The organism is Sporosarcina sp. Marseille-Q4063 (assembly GCF_018309085.1).
GTDB lineage: Bacteria > Bacillota > Bacilli > Bacillales_A > Planococcaceae > Sporosarcina.
The window spans coordinates 19881-38950 of record NZ_CP070502.1 but is presented as its reverse complement, the minus strand read 5'-3'; the positions used below and the strand labels follow the sequence as shown (position 1 = coordinate 38950).

18 protein-coding genes are annotated in these 19070 nt (G+C 38.4%); 3 read left to right on the top strand and 15 right to left on the bottom strand.

Annotated features, from left to right (window positions below; translation table 11 throughout):
- Window positions 1-98: 98 nt before the first annotated feature.
- The gene (locus tag JSQ81_RS00195) at window positions 99-1382 is read right to left on the bottom strand and encodes a GntP family permease (protein ID WP_212605752.1); all 1284 of its coding nucleotides are present in this window, start codon (window positions 1380-1382) and stop codon (window positions 99-101) included.
- Window positions 1383-1442: 60 nt separating this feature from the next.
- Window positions 1443-2219 carry a 3-hydroxybutyrate dehydrogenase gene (locus tag JSQ81_RS00190; RefSeq protein ID WP_212605751.1) on the bottom strand — a complete coding sequence of 259 codons (777 nt, stop codon included), beginning with the start codon at window positions 2217-2219 and terminating at the stop codon, window positions 1443-1445.
- A gap of 209 nt (window positions 2220-2428) precedes the next feature.
- Between JSQ81_RS00190 and JSQ81_RS00185 the strand changes: the two genes are divergently transcribed.
- Together JSQ81_RS00185 and JSQ81_RS00180 are read left to right on the top strand one after the other, a co-directional pair.
- Window positions 2429-2668, top strand: coding sequence for a YkuS family protein (locus JSQ81_RS00185; protein ID WP_212605750.1), 240 nt, complete (start codon window positions 2429-2431; stop codon window positions 2666-2668).
- Between the two features lie 145 nt (window positions 2669-2813).
- A complete protein-coding gene (locus JSQ81_RS00180; RefSeq protein ID WP_212605749.1) occupies window positions 2814-3542 on the top strand; it encodes a glycerophosphodiester phosphodiesterase in 729 nt (242 codons plus the stop codon).
- A gap of 57 nt (window positions 3543-3599) precedes the next feature.
- On the opposite strand, the gene JSQ81_RS00175 is transcribed toward JSQ81_RS00180, so the two are convergent.
- The 13 genes from JSQ81_RS00175 to JSQ81_RS00115 all read right to left on the bottom strand — a co-directional run bounded on the left by JSQ81_RS00175 (window position 3600) and on the right by JSQ81_RS00115 (window position 17670).
- The gene (locus tag JSQ81_RS00175) at window positions 3600-4046 is read right to left on the bottom strand and encodes an SRPBCC family protein (RefSeq protein WP_212605748.1); all 447 of its coding nucleotides are present in this window, start codon (window positions 4044-4046) and stop codon (window positions 3600-3602) included.
- A 3-nt stretch (window positions 4047-4049) separates the two neighbouring features.
- A complete protein-coding gene (locus JSQ81_RS00170; RefSeq protein WP_212605747.1) occupies window positions 4050-4580 on the bottom strand; it encodes a HEAT repeat domain-containing protein in 531 nt (176 codons plus the stop codon).
- Window positions 4581-4607: 27 nt separating this feature from the next.
- Window positions 4608-5102, bottom strand: a complete 495-nt coding sequence (locus tag JSQ81_RS00165; protein WP_212605746.1) for a YdcF family protein — start codon at window positions 5100-5102, stop codon at window positions 4608-4610.
- A gap of 141 nt (window positions 5103-5243) precedes the next feature.
- Window positions 5244-6695, bottom strand: coding sequence for an amidase (locus JSQ81_RS00160; RefSeq protein ID WP_249336590.1), 1452 nt, complete (start codon window positions 6693-6695; stop codon window positions 5244-5246).
- 26 nt (window positions 6696-6721) lie between these two features.
- Entirely contained in the window at window positions 6722-8569 is a 1848-nt protein-coding gene (gene asnB / locus JSQ81_RS00155) for an asparagine synthase (glutamine-hydrolyzing) (RefSeq protein WP_212605745.1), read from the bottom strand.
- Window positions 8570-8656: 87 nt separating this feature from the next.
- Window positions 8657-9184, bottom strand: coding sequence for a GNAT family N-acetyltransferase (locus tag JSQ81_RS00150; protein WP_212605744.1), 528 nt, complete (start codon window positions 9182-9184; stop codon window positions 8657-8659).
- 147 nt (window positions 9185-9331) lie between these two features.
- A complete protein-coding gene (locus JSQ81_RS00145; protein ID WP_212605743.1) occupies window positions 9332-10114 on the bottom strand; it encodes an SDR family NAD(P)-dependent oxidoreductase in 783 nt (260 codons plus the stop codon).
- A 43-nt stretch (window positions 10115-10157) separates the two neighbouring features.
- Window positions 10158-13154, bottom strand: coding sequence for an efflux RND transporter permease subunit (locus JSQ81_RS00140; RefSeq protein ID WP_212605742.1), 2997 nt, complete (start codon window positions 13152-13154; stop codon window positions 10158-10160).
- Window positions 13155-13332: 178 nt separating this feature from the next.
- Window positions 13333-14055, bottom strand: a complete 723-nt coding sequence (locus tag JSQ81_RS00135; RefSeq protein ID WP_212605741.1) for an amino acid ABC transporter ATP-binding protein — start codon at window positions 14053-14055, stop codon at window positions 13333-13335.
- A gap of 4 nt (window positions 14056-14059) precedes the next feature.
- Window positions 14060-14785, bottom strand: coding sequence for an amino acid ABC transporter permease (locus tag JSQ81_RS00130; RefSeq protein WP_212607490.1), 726 nt, complete (start codon window positions 14783-14785; stop codon window positions 14060-14062).
- Window positions 14786-14845: 60 nt separating this feature from the next.
- The gene (locus tag JSQ81_RS00125; RefSeq protein WP_212605740.1) at window positions 14846-15655 is read right to left on the bottom strand and encodes a basic amino acid ABC transporter substrate-binding protein; all 810 of its coding nucleotides are present in this window, start codon (window positions 15653-15655) and stop codon (window positions 14846-14848) included.
- Between the two features lie 213 nt (window positions 15656-15868).
- A complete protein-coding gene (locus tag JSQ81_RS00120) occupies window positions 15869-16561 on the bottom strand; it encodes a GNAT family N-acetyltransferase (RefSeq protein ID WP_212605739.1) in 693 nt (230 codons plus the stop codon).
- The gene (locus JSQ81_RS00115; protein WP_212605738.1) at window positions 16558-17670 is read right to left on the bottom strand and encodes a mandelate racemase/muconate lactonizing enzyme family protein; all 1113 of its coding nucleotides are present in this window, start codon (window positions 17668-17670) and stop codon (window positions 16558-16560) included. Before JSQ81_RS00115 ends, JSQ81_RS00120 begins: the two co-directional genes overlap by 4 nt.
- 85 nt (window positions 17671-17755) lie before the next feature.
- Between JSQ81_RS00115 and JSQ81_RS00110 the strand changes: the two genes are divergently transcribed.
- Window positions 17756-19006, top strand: coding sequence for a hypothetical protein (locus JSQ81_RS00110; protein WP_212605737.1), 1251 nt, complete (start codon window positions 17756-17758; stop codon window positions 19004-19006).
- Window positions 19007-19070: the final 64 nt, after the last annotated feature.

The following is a 19070-nucleotide window of genomic DNA, read 5'->3' as shown; positions in this document are numbered from 1 at the left end:
AGTAGATTTCATATTTTCACTTTACATTATTTCATGTGAAGTCTCATCTTTCACATAAAAAAACGTGAAAGATTAACCTTCACGTTTTTGATGTTTATTTAGTTAATGCCGATTGCCGCCATCAAGATCGCGACAGCTACCGCAATAATCGGAATGACGACTGCAACGACAAAAATGTCTTTATAACTATCTCTATGGCTCATTCCCGTAATTGTCAAAAGTGTAAGAACCGCACCGTTATGAGGTAACGTATCTAAACCACCCGATGCAAGAGATGCAACTCGGTGAAACGCTTCGGGATTCATGCCTGTATCAATAGCAATCTCATAATATTTTGAACCTAGTGCTTCAAGAGCAATTCCCATACCACCAGAAGCCGAACCAGTCGCTCCTGCAAGTATGTTAACAGCTACAGCTTCAGATATGAGAGTATTTCCTTTTATTCCCATGAGTAATTCTGTTAATTTTTCGAAACCAGGTACAATTTTAACCACGGTTCCAAAACCAACAGCCGCACTCGTATTGACAATGGCTGTCACCGAACCAATTGCACCGCCGTTTATCGCTTTCACAAATCCTTTGAACTTCGTAATGTTCAATAACATGATAAGAATAATTCCGGCAATTAAAGCGGTAACGATGTCCCATTTGAAAAGATTTAAAGTAATAAGTACTGTCAACAGTGGCAATACAGATAATATGAATAAAGGCGTAGAACCACCTACATCCATAATTTTTGTATCTTCAGGCTCCGTATATACTTCTCCTGCAGCAGCCAATTGTTTTTCACGCCACCTTAGATAGAAATACCCGCCGACGCCCATAACTAAGGCTGCAGTAATTCCCAAAATCGGAGCTGCCATTGCATCCGTTTCGAAATATTCCATCGGTATGAGATTTTGAATCTGTGGGGTTCCCGGAAGCGCTGTCATCGTAAACGTAAAGGCACCAAGCGCAACAGTACCAGGAATAAGTTTTCGATTAATATTCGCTTCACGGAACAAAGACAATGCAAGTGGATACACCGCAAACACAACAACGAACAAACTAACGCCGCCATAGGTCAGGACAGCACACGAAACGACGACACCTAGAATGGCGCGTTTTGTGCCAATCAGCTTGGTAAGTGCCACCGCGACTGATCTTGCCATTCCCGAATCTTCCATTAGCTTCCCGAAAATTGCCCCTAGTAGAAAGACCGGGAACCAGGCTTTCGCAAAACCAACAAAACCGCCCATATATGTATCTTTATAAGCATCTAATAAATCCAAACCGCCTGTAAGCGCAACAACACCCGCTGCAATCGGAGCAACCCAGATGATGGACCAGCCGATATAGGCCAACACCATGAGGACTATGAGACCAAGAATAATACCTAACAAAAATAAAACCCCCAACGTTATTTATTATTAATAGAATTCAGTAGTTACTACTAAATCGCTTTATTGCGCCGTATACCCGCCGTCAATTACAATCGCTTGTCCCGTCATGCCTTTCGCCTTATCGCTTGCTAGGAATAGGGCTAAATCTGAAATCTCAGATACATCTAATAGACGCTTTTGTGGAACGAGCGGATAAAGAACTTCATCCAATACCTTTTCTAGCGTAACATTCCGATTTTTTGCCAGGTCTTCCATTTGGTTTCGTACAAGTGGCGTATCAACATAGCCTGGGCAAATTGCGTTAACAGTAATGCCGTGTTCTGCACCTTCAAGTGCGGTAACTTTCGATAAGCCGATCACACCATGTTTTGCACTGTTATAAGCTGATTTTCCCGCAAAGCCAATCACGCCATTAATCGATGCCATATTGAGAATACGACCGAATTTTTGCTCCTTCATAATTGGAAATGCATACTTTGTTGCAATGAACGGTGCAACTAACATAATTTTTGTCATCAGTTCGAACTTTTCTACCGGGAAATCTTCCACCGTGTCAATATGCTGAAGGCCCGCGTTGTTGATGAGCACATCTAGTCTCCCGTACTTTTCAACTGTTGCATCAATCGCCTGTTTGATTTCTTCTTCCTTTGTTACATCGCACTTTATGCCGTAACAATCAACCCCAGTTTCTTTGAGTACTTCCGTCACCTCTTTAACTTTCACTTCATTTACATCCGTAAAAACAACTTTCGCGCCTTCTTTTGCAAAAGCGGTACCGATTTCATAACCTATTCCGCTTGCCGCTCCTGTAATAAAAACAACTTTACTTTTCACCATTATGTATTCCTCCTATGAATAATTTTGCAAATATTTCCGGAAGCCCTCGGACTTGACGGAATTATCTCGCAATATGTAGTATACCATATTTTTCTATAAGTCTACTAGAGTCAATGTTCTATTACAGGAATTAATATCCATGGTTATACGATGATAATTTGGGAGAAGGTATGGGTTAGATTTTAGATTTGGAATGGAGGAATTTTAAAATGGCTAAAATCGCAGTAGAAGAACCATTTGATGACGTGAAAACAGCTTTGGAAGAAAAAGGTCATGAAGTGACAATGTTCAATACAGATGAAAATGTTACAGGTTATGACCTTGGGGTCGTAAGAGCGATTAACGAAGGACATAACGACGAATTTACCTTCCCCGTTGTTAGTATGAGTGGAATGTCAATTAACGATGCTGTCGCAGCTGTTGAAAGTCGTCTGAGTCAGATGCAATAAGAATTGATTTGTGTTTAAGTAGCAGCATCAAAATGATGCTGCTTTTTTAATTCCTTTTATATCCGCAATTCTTGCATCATTCATTAATTCTAAAATAGAATATGATAGAGTGGACAAAAGACATTTGTAAAAAGGGGTTTTATTTATGAAAATTTACGCCCACCGCGGATCTTCTGGGACACATCCTGAAAATACAATTGCTGCATTTCTGGATGCCGCTAAACTTCCTATACATGGCATAGAATTAGACGTACATATGACAAAAGACGGCGAATTGGTTGTCATACACGATGAAAAAATTGACAGAACTTCAAATGGAAAAGGCTTCGTCCAAGACATGACACTTGCGGAGTTAAGAAACTATGATTTTGGCTCTTGGTTTTCATTTAAATTTAAAGGCGAACTTATTCCGACCTTATATGAGGTTTTAGAAATTTATTTGGGAACAACACATCATTTGAATATTGAACTTAAATCTGATGTTATCAATTATCCAGGAATGACCGAAAAGGTTTTGGATCTAGTCGGAAACTTAAATTTAGACACTCGTGTCGTCATTTCATCGTTTAACCTCGATGCAATTAGAACGGTAAAAGAACTTGCTCCGCATATTGAGACAGGCGCTTTGTTTATGAAACCATTAAAAAATCCACTAGATTATGTAAGAAGTATCCCGGCCGATGCATTGCATATTAAAGCCAGAGCTGCTTTGAGACCTTCAATGCGACAAGTAATCAACGAAGGAGTAATTGTTCGGGTCTTTACTATTAATACTATCAAGTATTTAAGCGCTCTAAAAGAAATTGGGGTAGACGCTATTTTCACCGATTATCCTGAGAGATTGTACGAATATATGGCAAACAATAAGAATTGATGATGACTTAGGTGGTCTGATTTCAACAGACCACCTCTTTGGAGATTACATTTTCTACTATCGTTTCTCTGCTACATCTTTCACGCGTTGAACAAATTTAACAACGACTTTATCGTTTCCGAATAATAAAAACGGTTTTATGAACCACTTTAAAGGTTTATTTGTCGTTGTGTATTTAAAAAACGTCTTATTTTCCTCAAGTTTGCCTAGTTCGTATTTCGCTGTAATTTCAAACATATTCGAAAGCGTGAAGCCGACTTTCACCATTTTTTCATCTGATGCGTTCTTATATTCTAATGTTTCTACCTCGTACTCCATTACTCGTTTTCCTTCTTTATATTTCTGTGAATAAATACTTCCAACCATATCGTCCGTTATTGTTATTGGTTTGTTCTCAACGACTTGCGGCATGATTTTCTGCATTTCTTCTAACGAGCCATTGAATAGCACCCAAACATCTTCAATTGGTGCATTAATCTCTATCTCTCTCGACCATTTTTTCATAAATCAACTCTCCTCCAAGTTTTGTATTGAACTTAATGCTTTTCCATAAATCTTCTTAATACTTGCTTTTTCTTCAGCTGCAGAGATCTCTGTTAACTGTCCGATTAATTTAGAATTACTGTATCTTGATAGGCATGCTATTTTTGTCAATGCATAAGCAGCGCTCCAGCGTACGACTGTCCCTTCATGAGATGTGTTTACTAGTAGATGTTCGATTGATGGCTCCAACTGTTCCGGAAATAAGTGTGCTATGTTGCCAATTACTTTTGCGGACTCCCATTTAATCCGTGGGGCTTTTGCCAATAAATTGCTTTCTGCAAATTTTAGCAGTTTAGGAGTGGCGATTTTCGGATTTTCACTTGTAGCCGCTTCAAGCACTTCCATGTATGTTCCTTTGATTGGAATTTTTGCTTCTTCGCTATAATCCATAATCATATCAATGGTGATTTCATTTTCCAGTAACGCTTTAGCTAATAGCTTTGTTTTTTCCTTCGACTTTATTTCTTTATTATTCAAGATTTCATCGATCAACATAACAATATCTCCTTTAATTTGCGTAGTTTACTTTCCAACGATTACAGTTTTAATTAAAGCCAGACGTTCTCGAGTTCTTAATTTCAGTTCCACGATTTTCGGTGTTTTTGCAGCGACTACATCGGTTTGAAGACCGAGACTTTCAGCAATATTCTTTGCTCTTGCTAAGTGATAATCGCTTGTAATAATTGTTATTTCTTCTATAGAATCAGGAATCTTTTCAATTGAATAAAGTAAGTTTTCGTATGTAGAAGTTGACATGTCTTCTAAAAATAACCTTTCTTCTTGTATACCATTTTCAATTAAGAAACGTTTCATGGCCTCCGCTTCGCTAATATGCTCGCCTGCCCCTTGTCCTCCGGATAATATCAAATATACATGCGGGTATTGTTGTGCATAATCCAATGCAGCATCCAAACGATATTGCAATGAAAGCGAAGGGATTTCACCGTTCACTTTTGCACCTAGAATAATGGCATAACCTTTTGTTCCATTTGCTTTCGGATCTACCCCATCTGCCATCCACTGTCCTGTAAGAAACCACAAAAAAACAACAATGAAAATTACTATAACTGAGACTGTTAAAGTTGCTTTCAAGATGAAACTTATCGCAATCACCCGTTTCTTTATTAATCAAGGGGACCATACATCCGTCCCCTTTTATTACACAGAAATAACTCGGTCGTAACTTTTGAATTCCTTTTCAATAAATTCACCGAGTTTAAAAAGCGCATCTTCATTTCCAGTCTTACTGATCAACTGCACTGCAATTGGCATACCAGCTTCATCAGTCCCAACAGGAACCGTTAACGAAGGTAGACCCCATACATTCGCATATGCAACATAGGGCATATATTTTTCATAAGTTTTTCGTATCGAAAATATTTCCTTATATACAACGCCGTGCTTAGGCGCTGCGCTATGGTAAACGGGTAAAATAAGTATTCGTTCGTTTAAATAGTCATTTAATATTTCATCACCATGGGCAACGAACTCTTCAATTTCTATCACATGTTTTTCCGGTGGTTTGAACAAAGAAGCGCCGATAAGCGCCCAGGACATATACCGATGAACTTTTGCTTTCCCATTGACTAATTCACTCAGGTAAGCGCGAATTGGACGTACCGGCCCGTCTCCAAATGCTTCCTTTCCAGGACCTGCCGCACCATCGATTGACATGATTTCTTGCCATAAGCGGGAAGATTCCTTGAAAAATGGTGGAATTGTTTTTTCTATAATAAACTCATCTTTTAAATGGCTATATACCGACTCCATCAAATTTGCAGTAGCCGTAGATAACGGATAGCCCGATTCGGATAGAACACTGATTTTGAACTCTTTAATATCTTGAACTGCTGCTTCTGTTTTGGCAATGATATTATAGAGTAATTTCACATCTCTCACCGATTTTGTAATCGGACCAATTCCTAGCATTCTACTTTGAAGCAAATGACTTTCGTGAGGATAACTTCCTATAGAAGAAACTTGGCTATCGCCCGATTTAAATCCGATGACGCCATTAAAATGACTTGGAAAGCGAATCGAACCGCCTATATCAGACCCGATACCAGCCGCCGCCCCGCCGACTGAAATCATCACTGCTTCACCGCCACTAGATCCACCTGCAGTCCTAGATGTATCTCGTGCATTATTGGTTCGTCCATATAATTTATTATCTGTTTCTTGGCAGAAACAAAGCTCAGGCGTATTTGTTTTCCCTAAAATAATTGCGCCTTCACTCTTTAATTTCTTGACCAACTCGGCATCTGAATTTTGAATAGCGTCTCTCCGGTTTAACAAACCGCCAGTCGTCTTCATCCCAACGACGTGAAAGGATTCTTTCATGCTAATCGGAACGCCGAAAAGTTTACCGCAGGCCTTATTTTCAGCAATCTGCCGATCTGCTTCATCAGCCTCTTCTAATGCTTTCATAAATCTATCTTCTACTAAAAAGTTGAGAGAGGGATTCACTTTTTCAATATGGTTAATATATGTCTCCGTAGCTTCACGAGAGCTAATCACTTTATTCGCAATCATTCGTGCAAGTTCACTCGCGTCCAAGTCTAATAGACTTTGCTCCTTTGCTTCAAAATCAACTTGCTCCAATACGTTCACATCAACCACCCCGCCTTTACCTGGTTTTATTCTCCAATAACATAAGTTTCGTATGTTCCTTCAACATAAATTTGATGCCAAAGCATAAAGATTAGAATCGTCCACAGTTTTCGGCTATTGTCTTTTTTATTCAATAGATGATCATCAAATAACGTTTCAATGTAATTTTTATTTAATATATAATCGGTTTCACTAGAACGTATTAATTGTACAGCCCAATCGTATATCTCATCTTTTAGCCAATGGCCAATCGGGACAGGGAACCCTAATTTACGCCGGTTAAGAACATGGTCTGGGACAAGCCCCTCTGCCGCTTTTCGAAGTAAATATTTTGTCACGTTGTTTCTGACCTTTTCATCGGTGCGTAATTTTGATGCCGTATCAAAAACTTTTTTATCCAAAAAAGGAAGGCGTACTTCAAGGCAATGGGCCATTGACATTCGATCTGCTTTCACCAAAATATCTCCTCTTAACCACGTATGAATATCAATATTTTGCATTTTTGTAACGGCATCATAACCCATCGAATCGTCATAAATCGGCTTGGTTATATGTGTATAATGAATAGCGGAACGATACGATTGGAGCAATACACTCTTTTCAACTTCGTCAAATATTTTTGCATTGCCAATATACCGTTTTTCTAACGGGGTTATGCCGCGTTCAATAAAACTCTTTCCTTTAATTCCACCAGGTAAAATGCGGCTGATTACTCCAAGTAGCGTTTTTAAGCGTTGAGGGATGTAATTGAACACTCTAAGTGAATGAGGTTCTAAATAAATATTGTAACCACCGAACAACTCATCTGCCCCTTCACCCGAAAGGACAACCCCAACATGTTTTTTAGCTTCGCGCGCAGCAAAATAAAGTGGAACTGCTGATGGATCGGCCATTGGATTTCCTAAATGCCAAACGATTTTAGGAAGCTCCTTTATAAATTCTTCTGGCGAAATTATATAACTGATATTATCCAATTGAAGTTCATTTGCTGTTTGCTGCGCGACACTCACTTCACTGAAACCCTCCCTTTCGAAACCTACAGTGAACGTTTTAAGCCGCGGATTCACTTGTTTCGCCAATGACACGATAATCGATGAATCAATTCCACCCGACAAAAAGGCCCCGATAGGTAAATCACCTTGCATATGCAGAGTTATAGAATTAGTCAACACATTATGAATTTCCTTAATCGCTTGAGATTCAGCTGAAAGAACAGGCTTAAAATTCGGTTTCCAATAACATTTTACCTTCATTTCTCGCCCTTCACATTTAGTAAAATAATAGCCAGGCGATAATTTCCTGACTTTTCGTGTCATTGTGCTAGGCTCAGGTACATACTGGAAGCTAAAATAATGCTGTACGGCGTCCGTATCTATTTCCATATTTTCAATTAAAACCAGACATTGTTTATCAGACGAAAAATAAGTAATTTCATCTAGTTCTAAAAAATAAAATGGTTTTATACCGAAAGGATCCCGAGCCCCAAATAATTTCCGTTCCTGTTTATCCCAGATGACAAATCCAAAATCCCCTCTAATTTTTTGAACAATGCCATCATTTAATTCGGAATAAAGGGCAAGGAGTGTCTCAGCTTCCAAGTTCGTTGAAAATACATGTTTCTTCTCGATTAATTCTTGACGAAGTTCAAGATGATTGTATATTTTCCCGTTTAAACAAATCCAATAACGTTCATTTTCAAAAGTTAAAGGTTCGTCCCTGCCGCATGATCCACAATGGATATATTCATCGAAATAATAAACTTCATTCTCAGGACTTTTTCGGGATATAACTGAAGTCATCTCTTTGACTTTTTGTTCTATCTTTTTGCACATTACACGATGTTTCGAGTATATACCTCCAACGAACCCGCCCATAACACCATCCTACTATTTACTCGTTTGCTCCGATATTATGCGCCATTCGTATTCACTATGTCATCCTGTGAATACGAAACATGACCCTTATTTTTTAATGTAGGAATAAATATACGTATCATGCGGATTACCGTTTTGATACATATAGTCCTTTAATAATCCTTCATTTTGGAAACCTATTTTCGTTAATAACTTATTGGATGCCTCATTTTGGGTAAAGACGACAGCGCCTATTCGATTTAAATCCATTTCCTCGAATCCATATGAGATAATTTTGAGTAACGATTCGTGAGTATATCCATTTCTCCAATAATCAGGATGTATTTCATAGCCGATTTCAGCGCGTTTGTGTTTATGAAACCAAGCATGAAAACCAATTGTCCCAATAATTTCTTGATCATCTTTTCTTTGAATACCCCATCGAATGCCGCGTTTCTCAATGTGATTTGTTGCAAATATATCAATTATTTTTTCTGCTTCCTCAATATTTTTCATAGTATCTTGTCCGTAATAACGTGTGACTTCATTATTGGAAAAGCTAGAAAAAATAGCATTCGCATCTTCATTAGTAATTTCCCTTAATAGTAATCTTTCTGTTTCTAAAGTAGGAAACATTTAATCTCTCCTTGTTAGTCAATATGTGCACCTAGCTATAACTATTACGACTATTCTCTAATGATGAAGGAATTCCCTTCTTTCTATAATAATAAAAGCATATAAGCGACTAATTTCCGCCTATATGCTTTAATCGTATTCTATTATTTATAATGCTCCTGCAAGACCGCCATCAATATTCACTGCAGTACCCGTAACATATGAAGCCGCATCTGAAACGAGGAATGTGATAACTTGTGCTGCTTCTGCAGTATTCCCAATACGACCAAGTGGAATATTGCCCCCTGCTTCTTTGGAGTATTGTTCCCATGTCAGATCAGGAGAATTCCGTTTCCACTTCTTTTCGATTTGATCACTGCGGATTAAACCAATGCAAACCGTGTTCACCCGAATATTGTCAGGTCCTAAATCCTTGCTCATCGCTTTTGTAAGCGCCATACCCGCTGCTCGGCTTACAGTAGTCGGCAAGGAGGAAGCTGGTGGTGTTTTGGCTGCTTGCGCTGTTACGTTCACAATAGCCCCTCCACCCACTTCTCGCATGTGAGGAATCGCATAGCGAGAACAATGAATCGCACCGAATAATTTCAAATCCAAATCTTCCTGCCACAAATCAGTGCTGACTTCTTCAAATGGATTTGCTGCAGACGTGCCGGCATTATTGACCACAATGTCCAAACGACCATATTTCTCGACTGTAGACGTGATAAGCCTTTTACAGTCTGCTTCTTTGGTTACATCCGTTTCAATATAATGAACTTCCACGCCCGTTTCGTCTACTATATGTTTGGCTGCAACTTTTAACATATCAATATTTCGCGCGCAAATAGTAACTTTGGCGCCCTCTCTCACTAAATGCAATGCTGTTTCCAATCCGATTCCTTTACTGGAACCTGTAATGATTGCTACTTTTCCTGCTAACCCTAATTTCATGGAAATCTCTCCCTTTATCAACAAAGCTTTTGGTATGACTATACTATATATTCTTCTGCAATCTTTGTTGCTTCGCTTTCCGAAAATGAAACAATTCATAAACGACTGGTATAACGACCAAAGTTAGCAATGTCGCTACTGTCAATCCCCCAATAACCACTACCGCCAATCCTTTTGAAACAAGGATACTTCCCATTTCTTCTTTTCCGAATAATAACGGAACCATCGCGAATATTGTAGCAAGTGCAGTCATAATGATTGGACGGAACCGAGTTGCACCCGCTTCAAGCAACGCTTCGCGAATCGACATTTTCTTTTCGTTTTGTCTAACACGATCTAAAAGGACAATCGCATTTGTTACAACAATTCCAATTAACATTAATGCCCCAAGCATAGCCCCTATATCAATCGGTGTCCTTGAGATTAATAAGCCAAGCACTGCCCCGATCATTGCAAGTGGCAAGGTAAATAGAATGACTAAAGGTGCACGGAATGTTTTAAATGTGAGGACCATAATTAGATAAACCAGGCCAATCGAAACGACCATGAGCTGGAATAATTCCATAAACTGCTCGTCTTGGACACTAGCAGCCCCGCCGGCTTCTAAACTAACCCCTCCCGGCAGTGTAAGATTTGCCGTTTTCTTTGTTATCTCATTGGCGATCCCTGATAAGTTACCCGGATCCACTTTCACGCTAATCCGCACATATTCATTTCCATCTTTTCGTAAAACACTCGTAGGTTTCGTTAATCTTTCTAACTTTGCGATTGTTGAAAGCGGCACGATTTCTTCATTGATAGCAACAGGCAAATTATTTATATCTTCTTCCTTAGTTAATGTAACCGAACTATCTAACAAGACGACAGTATCTTTGTCATCCAATTTTATTGAACCAATCGGAAAAGGGTTCAATAAGAAACTGACCTGTCTTGCAACTTCTTCCGCATTTACTTTCTCTTGATCAACAACGATTTCGTATACTGACTTTAATTCATTTTGGTTACTAGAAACTTTTTCAACACCTTCAATATCCTTTACGACTTCCATGATCTCATCTGATGCTTCAACGAGTTTGCTAGCATCTTTTCCAACTACGTCTAATGTGATTGTTGAATCGCTAAAACTAATTAAGGAAGCTAGAACCTCAACATCGATTTCAGCATCGCTGTATACCTTCGTTTTCTTGTTAAGTTGTTTGACAAATTTTTCTGTATCCGCATCCTCCTGCATCACGACATGAAATCGACCCATATTTTGTGAAGTTACAGTGCTAAACTGTGCATCTTCTGGATTCGATCCCAGAAAAAGAATTACTTCTTCTACCACTGGTTGCGCATTTAGATATTTTTCTAACTCAAATACATCGTCTTGAACTTTAGTAAAAGGAATTTCATCCGGATATCCCAATAAGATACTTACGTCATTGTCCCCGGCATCTTCTGCCCCCTTTGGCATAAGCGCATACATCCCGAGCGAACCGAAAAATATAATCACTGACAAGACAAGCGGGACCCATTTATGTCGTAAGCACCACGTCAATATCCGGAGATACGCTTGCGGTTTTTTATAAGTTGGCAAATTCCCTTTTTTCATTAGTCGCGTACTCATAAGCGGAACAACTGTTAACGCAACAAGCAGCGACGATAACAAGGCGTAGGTAATTGTTAATGCAAACGGCAATAACAAGTCCTGCATAGACTTTACAAGACCCATCGGTAAAAAGACCGCAACTGTCGTTAATGTTGAAGAAGTAATTGCGGCAGCGACTTCCTTAGTAGCATTTACAATTACATCCTTAGAAAAATCACCATGTTGTGCTTTCCGGAAAATATTTTCAATAACGACAATGCTATCATCAACTAATCGACCCACCGCTACGGCAACAGCTCCAATAGTCAACAGGTTTAGCGTAACGCCTGATTGAGAAAGTAAAAACAATGTTAAACCCAATGATAATGGAATACTTACAACCGTGATTAATGTCATTCGGATATGACGTAAAAACAAAAATATAATAATCGTTGCAAATAGTGCGCCCATGAGTACCGCACCCATCATACTATCGACGGATTGGACAATAAAATCTGAGAATGAGATTAGCATCGATGCTTTAATAGTAGACGAAAATTCTTTATTTACTTGCGTTATCGTTTCAGTAACTTTTTTACCAATCGCAACTGCGTTTGCATTGGATTCTTTATAGAGTAGTAAAGCAACTGCTTCCTCTCCATTTACACGCGTTAAAAAAGTTGAGCTAGAATCAGTAACGGCAACTGTCGCAATGTCTTTTAACTGGATATCCGGAGCGATTTGCAATTCCTCTAAATCTTTTATACCTTCAATTTGGCCTATCACTTTAATAGTAGACTTCTTTTCATCAATCGTTTCTTCGCCAACCGCTACTGCTAGGTTTTTCCCTTGTAGTATTCCCATCAAACTTTGAACTGGAATTTGATAAGTCGCCATTTTTTCAGTATCAGGCTTTATCGTGACTTGTGTTTGTTGTTTCCCATAGACAACAACATTCGCTACTCCAGCTATTCCTTGGAACGTAGGAACAATTTCATTCTCAACTTTCTCCATATCATCGCGAGCAATCCCGTTCGGAAATGAAAGTCCGATTTGCCATAATGGAATCATATCAAAGTTCAACTGTGAGACAATTGGCGCTGAATACCCTTCTGGTAACTGCAATCCATCGAGCGCCTCTTGTACCTGAACTTTTGCTTCATCCATATCTACAGATGATTCGAGAGAGATATCTACTGATGTATACCCATCAGCAGCAGTTGAAAAGACGTGTTTCTTTCCTTTCACGGTCCCTATTGCTTTTTCAATTGGTTTTGTTACTTGCTCCTCGACTGTTTTAGCATCTGCTCCCTGCCCCATGACAATCACCGTCACCATAGGATTATCAGCCGCTGGCAACAATTCTTTTGGCAATGTAAAATAACTAAGCGTTCCAAGCCCTAACGACAAAACAATTAACAAAATAACCGCAGCTCTGTTCTTCAATGCCCATTTTGTGAATCTTACCAAATAAACACCCCTATTTTCATATTCTGAATATTCCACGTCCACATTCAGCTTAGTTTGAAATTGAGAATAATAGAACAGCCTATGGGTTGAATTCACTTCAGATCGAAGTCTGACTTTTCAAATAAACACCATCCTATCCCAGAACAATCAACACTCCGGAAAGGATGGCCATTTATTTTCATAAAACTTTACTCAAAAATGCTTTTGTTCGTTCATGTTTAGGATGATTAAATAGTTGGTCTGGTTTCCCTTCTTCGATAAGAAGGCCTTGGTCCAAAAATAAAACTCGATCGCCCATTTCTTTTGCGAAGCCCATTTCATGAGTTACAACGACCATTGTCATCCCTTCTAAAGCAAGTTGTTTCATCACATCCAATACTTCTTTCACCATTTCTGGATCGAGTGCCGATGTCGGCTCATCGAAAAGCATAATCTTTGGTTTCATAGCCAATGCCCTAGCGATTGCCACCCGCTGCTGTTGGCCGCCAGACAATTGTTCAGGATATGCATTGGCTTTATCGCTTAAACCAACTTTTTCAAGCAACTGGTGTGCTAATTCATCCGCATCTTTCGGATTCATTTTCCTGATTTTTTTCGGTGCAAGCGTAATATTTTCCAACACCCGCATATGTGGAAAAAGGTTAAATTGTTGGAATACCATTCCGACTTCTGTTCGGATGTCGTTTATATCCGTTTTGGGATCGTTTACTTTAACGCTGTCAATAAAGATTTCCCCATCTGTAATTTCTTCCAATAAGTTAATGCAGCGCAAAAAGGTACTTTTCCCCGATCCGCTGGGCCCGATTACACATATGACTTCCTTTTCTTTCACCGAGTAATCAATACCTCTTAATACTTCCAAGTCTCCAAATGATTTACATAACCCTCGAATCTTTATCATTTCTTCACCTTCCTGCCGACCCGCGTCCAAATGATAGAATTCTTTTCCGTTGTGTTGGAACATAACTATTACTAAATCGTTTTTCTACATACGTAATCAGTTTTGTGAAAATAAATGTTAACATTAAATATAATATAGCAATCGTTATATAAGGCTCCCACGTTCGGAAACTTGCTCCTGCAACAACTTTACCGGCATACAACAAATCACTCGCCGCAATGACAGTAACTAGCGATGAATCCTTGAGAAGCGCGATTAGTTCATTCCCTAATGGTGGAACCATTCGACGAAATGCCTGAGGCAGAACAATAAGTTTCATTGCAATTCCTGCAGTCATGCCAAGCGACCTTGCCGCTTCGGTTTGGCCTTTTTCAATCGACTGAATACCCGCGCGTATAATTTCTGCGTTATAAGCAGCACTGTTTAAGATTAATGCGAGTGAACCTGATACGAAGTAACCTAATGAATGGCCAAAAAGAGTTGGTATTAGCGCTATGTGAATGATTAATATTTGTACTAATAACGGAGTTCCTCGAAAGAAATCAACATAGAACTTAGCCGGATAATAAACCCACTTCTTTTTAGACATTTTTCCTAATCCTACAAATAATCCCAATATAAACCCACCAATATAACCGACCAAAGTGAGTGATAAAGTGACACCAATTCCACGAATAAACAGTTCCCGGTAGTTCCAAATCACGTCAAAACGTATATCTAGGAAATCGATTGTAACCACCCTCCAAGTTCATGTATAGATCTTGTTGAAGAACAAACCAAGTAGTATTTATTAATCTATATCAAAACCTGTGATTTCCTTCAATTTTCCATTTTCTTTTATCTTCTTGATTCCTTCATTCAATAAATCAACAACTTCTTTATTTCCCTTTTTAACTGCTAGACCATAATACTCGATTTCAAAAGTGGAATCTTCTACCGTTTTCACTTTAACTTTAGGATTATTTTTCTGGTAATCAATGATAACTGCATTATCTCCAACTGTTGCATCAGCATTTCCGTTTATCATTTCCATTATCGCAAACGGCATTGTTTCAGTGGCAACAATGTTTTTATTTGTTTCTCCAAGTAATTCTCCTACAACGATATGACCTGTTGTATTAATTTGAGCAGACACTTTCTTATCTTTTAAATCTTCAAATTTAGTTACCTCCGAGTCTTCTGGAACAAGGATTAGTTGATTCGCTTTAAAGTAAGGTTCAGTAAAATCGAGTTGTTTTTTTCGCTTGTCAGTAATCGTAATCGAAGAAACTGCGAAATCTACTTCCCCATTGTCGACTGCAGATGGAAGTAGTGCTTCCCAACCATAGTTTTTATATTCGACCTCAATTCCTAACTCCTCAGCAATCGCATTCACAATATCAATATCGATACCGACGATATTACCTTTCTCGTCCATATACTCCATTGGAGCATACGTAGCATCAGTTCCGACAATAAACTTTTTCTTGCCCCCATCTCCTGCATTAGACGAATCTGTATCAGTCTTATCAGAACTCGTCCCACATCCAACCAAGATAATGCTGATACAAATGAATAGTAGTGCTACTGAAAATAAGCCTGTAACTTTCTTCAAAGCCATTCCCCCCATTATTTGTTTTCCCACCACCCAGAATATGCCTAATCATCAGAAAAGTCAGGATAGTGGTATTAATTATATATGAATAGGCCAACCTATTCAATAGAATAATTTCGACTGGGAGCTATTTACTAGGATTCCACTATATTCATAGTTATAAAAAAACATCTCGCCTTAATACTAATTCGGCAAGATGTTATAAATGTTAAGAATTATTCAGCTTTCTGTCTTCTCATATCGTACATACCAATTATCGTTTCTCTTTTCTATATGAGTCCCGATCCATCCATTTCCAAGTAATTGCTGCTGTTCCTCTGTATTCGCCATCGGTATATACCGACTTTCCAATGGAGTTGTCACAGTTGTATCTAACGATAAATCCTTCATTAAAATATACCTAAGCATATTTCCATATTTCTTTTTAAGCGACACGATTTGTAATCCATGTGCAAATTTATCTTTCAGACTCGCGATATTAAACGGGGCGACTGTTGTGCAAATGTAACGGTATCGAATCTTATCCACTTCATCCAAAATAATTTCTCCAAGTAATACTTGTAAATTATTGCCACGGAATTCCGGATCAACATTCGTTATTTCTGAGTACAATACTTGTGCCCATTCACTTTCAGGCAACCCGGCGTCTTTCCCTAAATGTTCATCATCCAATTCGGGCTCCAACATGGCGCGAAATGCAATGAGCTTGTCGTTTAAATAAGCGCCAATCATTTTTCCTTTGCCATTTAAAATAGTAAAAAACTCTTCTTTCGACAATGGCTGCAAAAAAGAGTCGGTTGTCAGAGCGTCGATAACCTTACTTTGCAATAAAAGGATTTCGTTTAAATTCTTCACCGATAAATGCCTTATCTCAATTTCTTTTCCATTTTTCAATAATAATTGCTTAATCATCCGACTACCTTCTCTGAGAACACTGTCAGTTCTTTTAAAACTTGTTCATCAACATCGATTCCCAATCCAGCTTTTTCATTTAACCGAATAAATGGAACGTCATAGTGTAAATTACCGACATCTTTACTAAACTTCAATGGACCTGTTAATTCAACACTTGTAAACATCTTTTTAGAGAAGGCTACGTGGAATCCAGCTGCTGATCCAATTGACGATTCGACCATCGACCCTATCTGACACTCGATTCCAGCCATTTCCGCCATATGGGCGAGCTTTGTAGCAGGGTAAATCCCTCCGCACTTCATTAGCTTTATATTGACTTTATTGGCAGCACGTTTTGCAATAATTTCTCTCATTTCATTGACTCCGCGCAGTCCTTCATCAATCATCGTCGGGGTGGATGATTTTGCTTTCACTTCTACCATTCCATCGATATCATCAGCAAGAACGGGTTGCTCTAACCAATCCAATCCACTGGACTCTAACTTCTGAAGTCCTTGAAGCGTGTTCGCGCTATTTTTCCACCCTTGGTTCACATCCACTCGAATCGCAATATCCTCTCCAACGCGTTCGCGCACAGCAATGATGCGGGGTACATCGTCAGCAACATTCGTTCCGACTTTCATTTTCATGGAACGATAACCCGCTGCTACTCGTTCTTCTGCTTCGTCAGCCATATTTTCAGGAGAATCAATGCTTAATACATGCGTGAGTGGAAATTCTTTATGAAACCTGCCTCCTATTAAATCATAAACCGGAACGCCTAGCGCTTTCCCTACTACATCATAACAAGCAATATCAATTGCTGCTTTTGCAGTTGGTACACCATAAATCGCCCGATCCATAATGTCATGGATTCGTTCCATATTTTTTGGATTTTCACCGATAAGTTTCGACGCAATTGTATTTTTTAAAATTGCAAATGTACTTTCCCAACTTTCTCCTGTTACATGTTCATCTGCAACACCTTCACCATATCCTACAAGACCAGAATCTGTCGTTAATTTAACAATAATTGACGGCATATAATCGTACGTAGCATAGCTAATAACAAATGGTTCATCAAGAGGTAGATGGATTGCATAAATTTCAATTTGAGATATTTTCATAATTCATAATCCTTTCTATTGGCAATTTCTATAATTCATTGTATCATTGTCGTTAAATAGTCGCTATTTAAAGGGGTTGCGCATTGTGAAAGTTAAAATTGCAATTATAGGATCTGCTGATTTTTGTCACCGTACAGAACAACTCGTAATCAATCGAAAAGATATCGAACTGACTTCGTATCACTATAATGAACCACAAGAAGCTCCTAATTTAATTCGGGCATTAAAGCCTTGTGATGCAATCCTATTTTCAGGTTCACTTCCATTCTTTTATTCAAAGAAAGTACTACTAGATATTCCTATTCCATCACTATACTTAAAGCAAGATGAAACAGCCGTTGCAATTACTTTACTTTATTTGTCTGCACAAAAACAGCTAGAGTTAAACCGAATATCAATCGATGTTCGTGAAAAATCACATGTCAATCATGTAATAAATGATTTGAATCAAATGATTGAACTTCCATTCGTCCACATATTACAAGATGAAGAATCGGTACGGGATATTGCCACTTTTCACAAGCAATTATCATTGCTTAAGAAAACAGATATAGCAATTACAAGTGTCCATGCTGTTTATGATCAGCTTCAACAACAAAATATTCCTTCTTTTAAAATGATTGACCCAGAAACTTCGATATTACGAAGTATGGAACTTATTAAACAGGAAGCTATTTTGCAAAAAAGTATATCCGCCCAAATAGCTGTTGGACTTATAAAAAGAACAAACAATAGGGCTAATCTTGAACCAATCATTGAAAAAATGGCATCTATTATGCAAGCATATTGGAGTCAACTTGATGGAGAATATACTCTGTTTACAACGATGGGAAATATTGAATCCTCATTAAAAAATAATGAATTTCTTTCGTTGTTTCAGAAACTTGAAAACATAGGTGAAATGTCATTTGGTAGCGGTGAAACAATTGTTGATGCAACTGAAAACGCCCATTTTGCATTAGAGCTCGTTGACAATAAAAAGGTCCATTCATTTTACATATTGGATAGAGACAAAGGTTTACATGGTCCATTCCCACAATCAAATGCAATAATTGAAATGAAAATATACGAGCCTGCTTTAGTCGAAATGGCCGAAAAAACAAAATTAAGTCCTGCTAACATTTCAAAATTGCTCGTTTTTAGTCAAATACGTCAATCAAAACAATTTACAGCTAATGATCTGGCACTTAATTTTAATGTCACGCGCAGAACCGCGGAACGAATACTTCAAAAGCTTACACAATTTAACTATGTGAAAATTGTTGGGGAGGAAATGACTTATAAACAAGGTAGACCACGTGCTCTTTACGAGTTTAATTTCGCTACTTATTATTAAAAAAAGGAAAGCACACTTTATTGTGGACTTTCCTTCAGTTATTAAACAATTTGTTTCGTCCCTC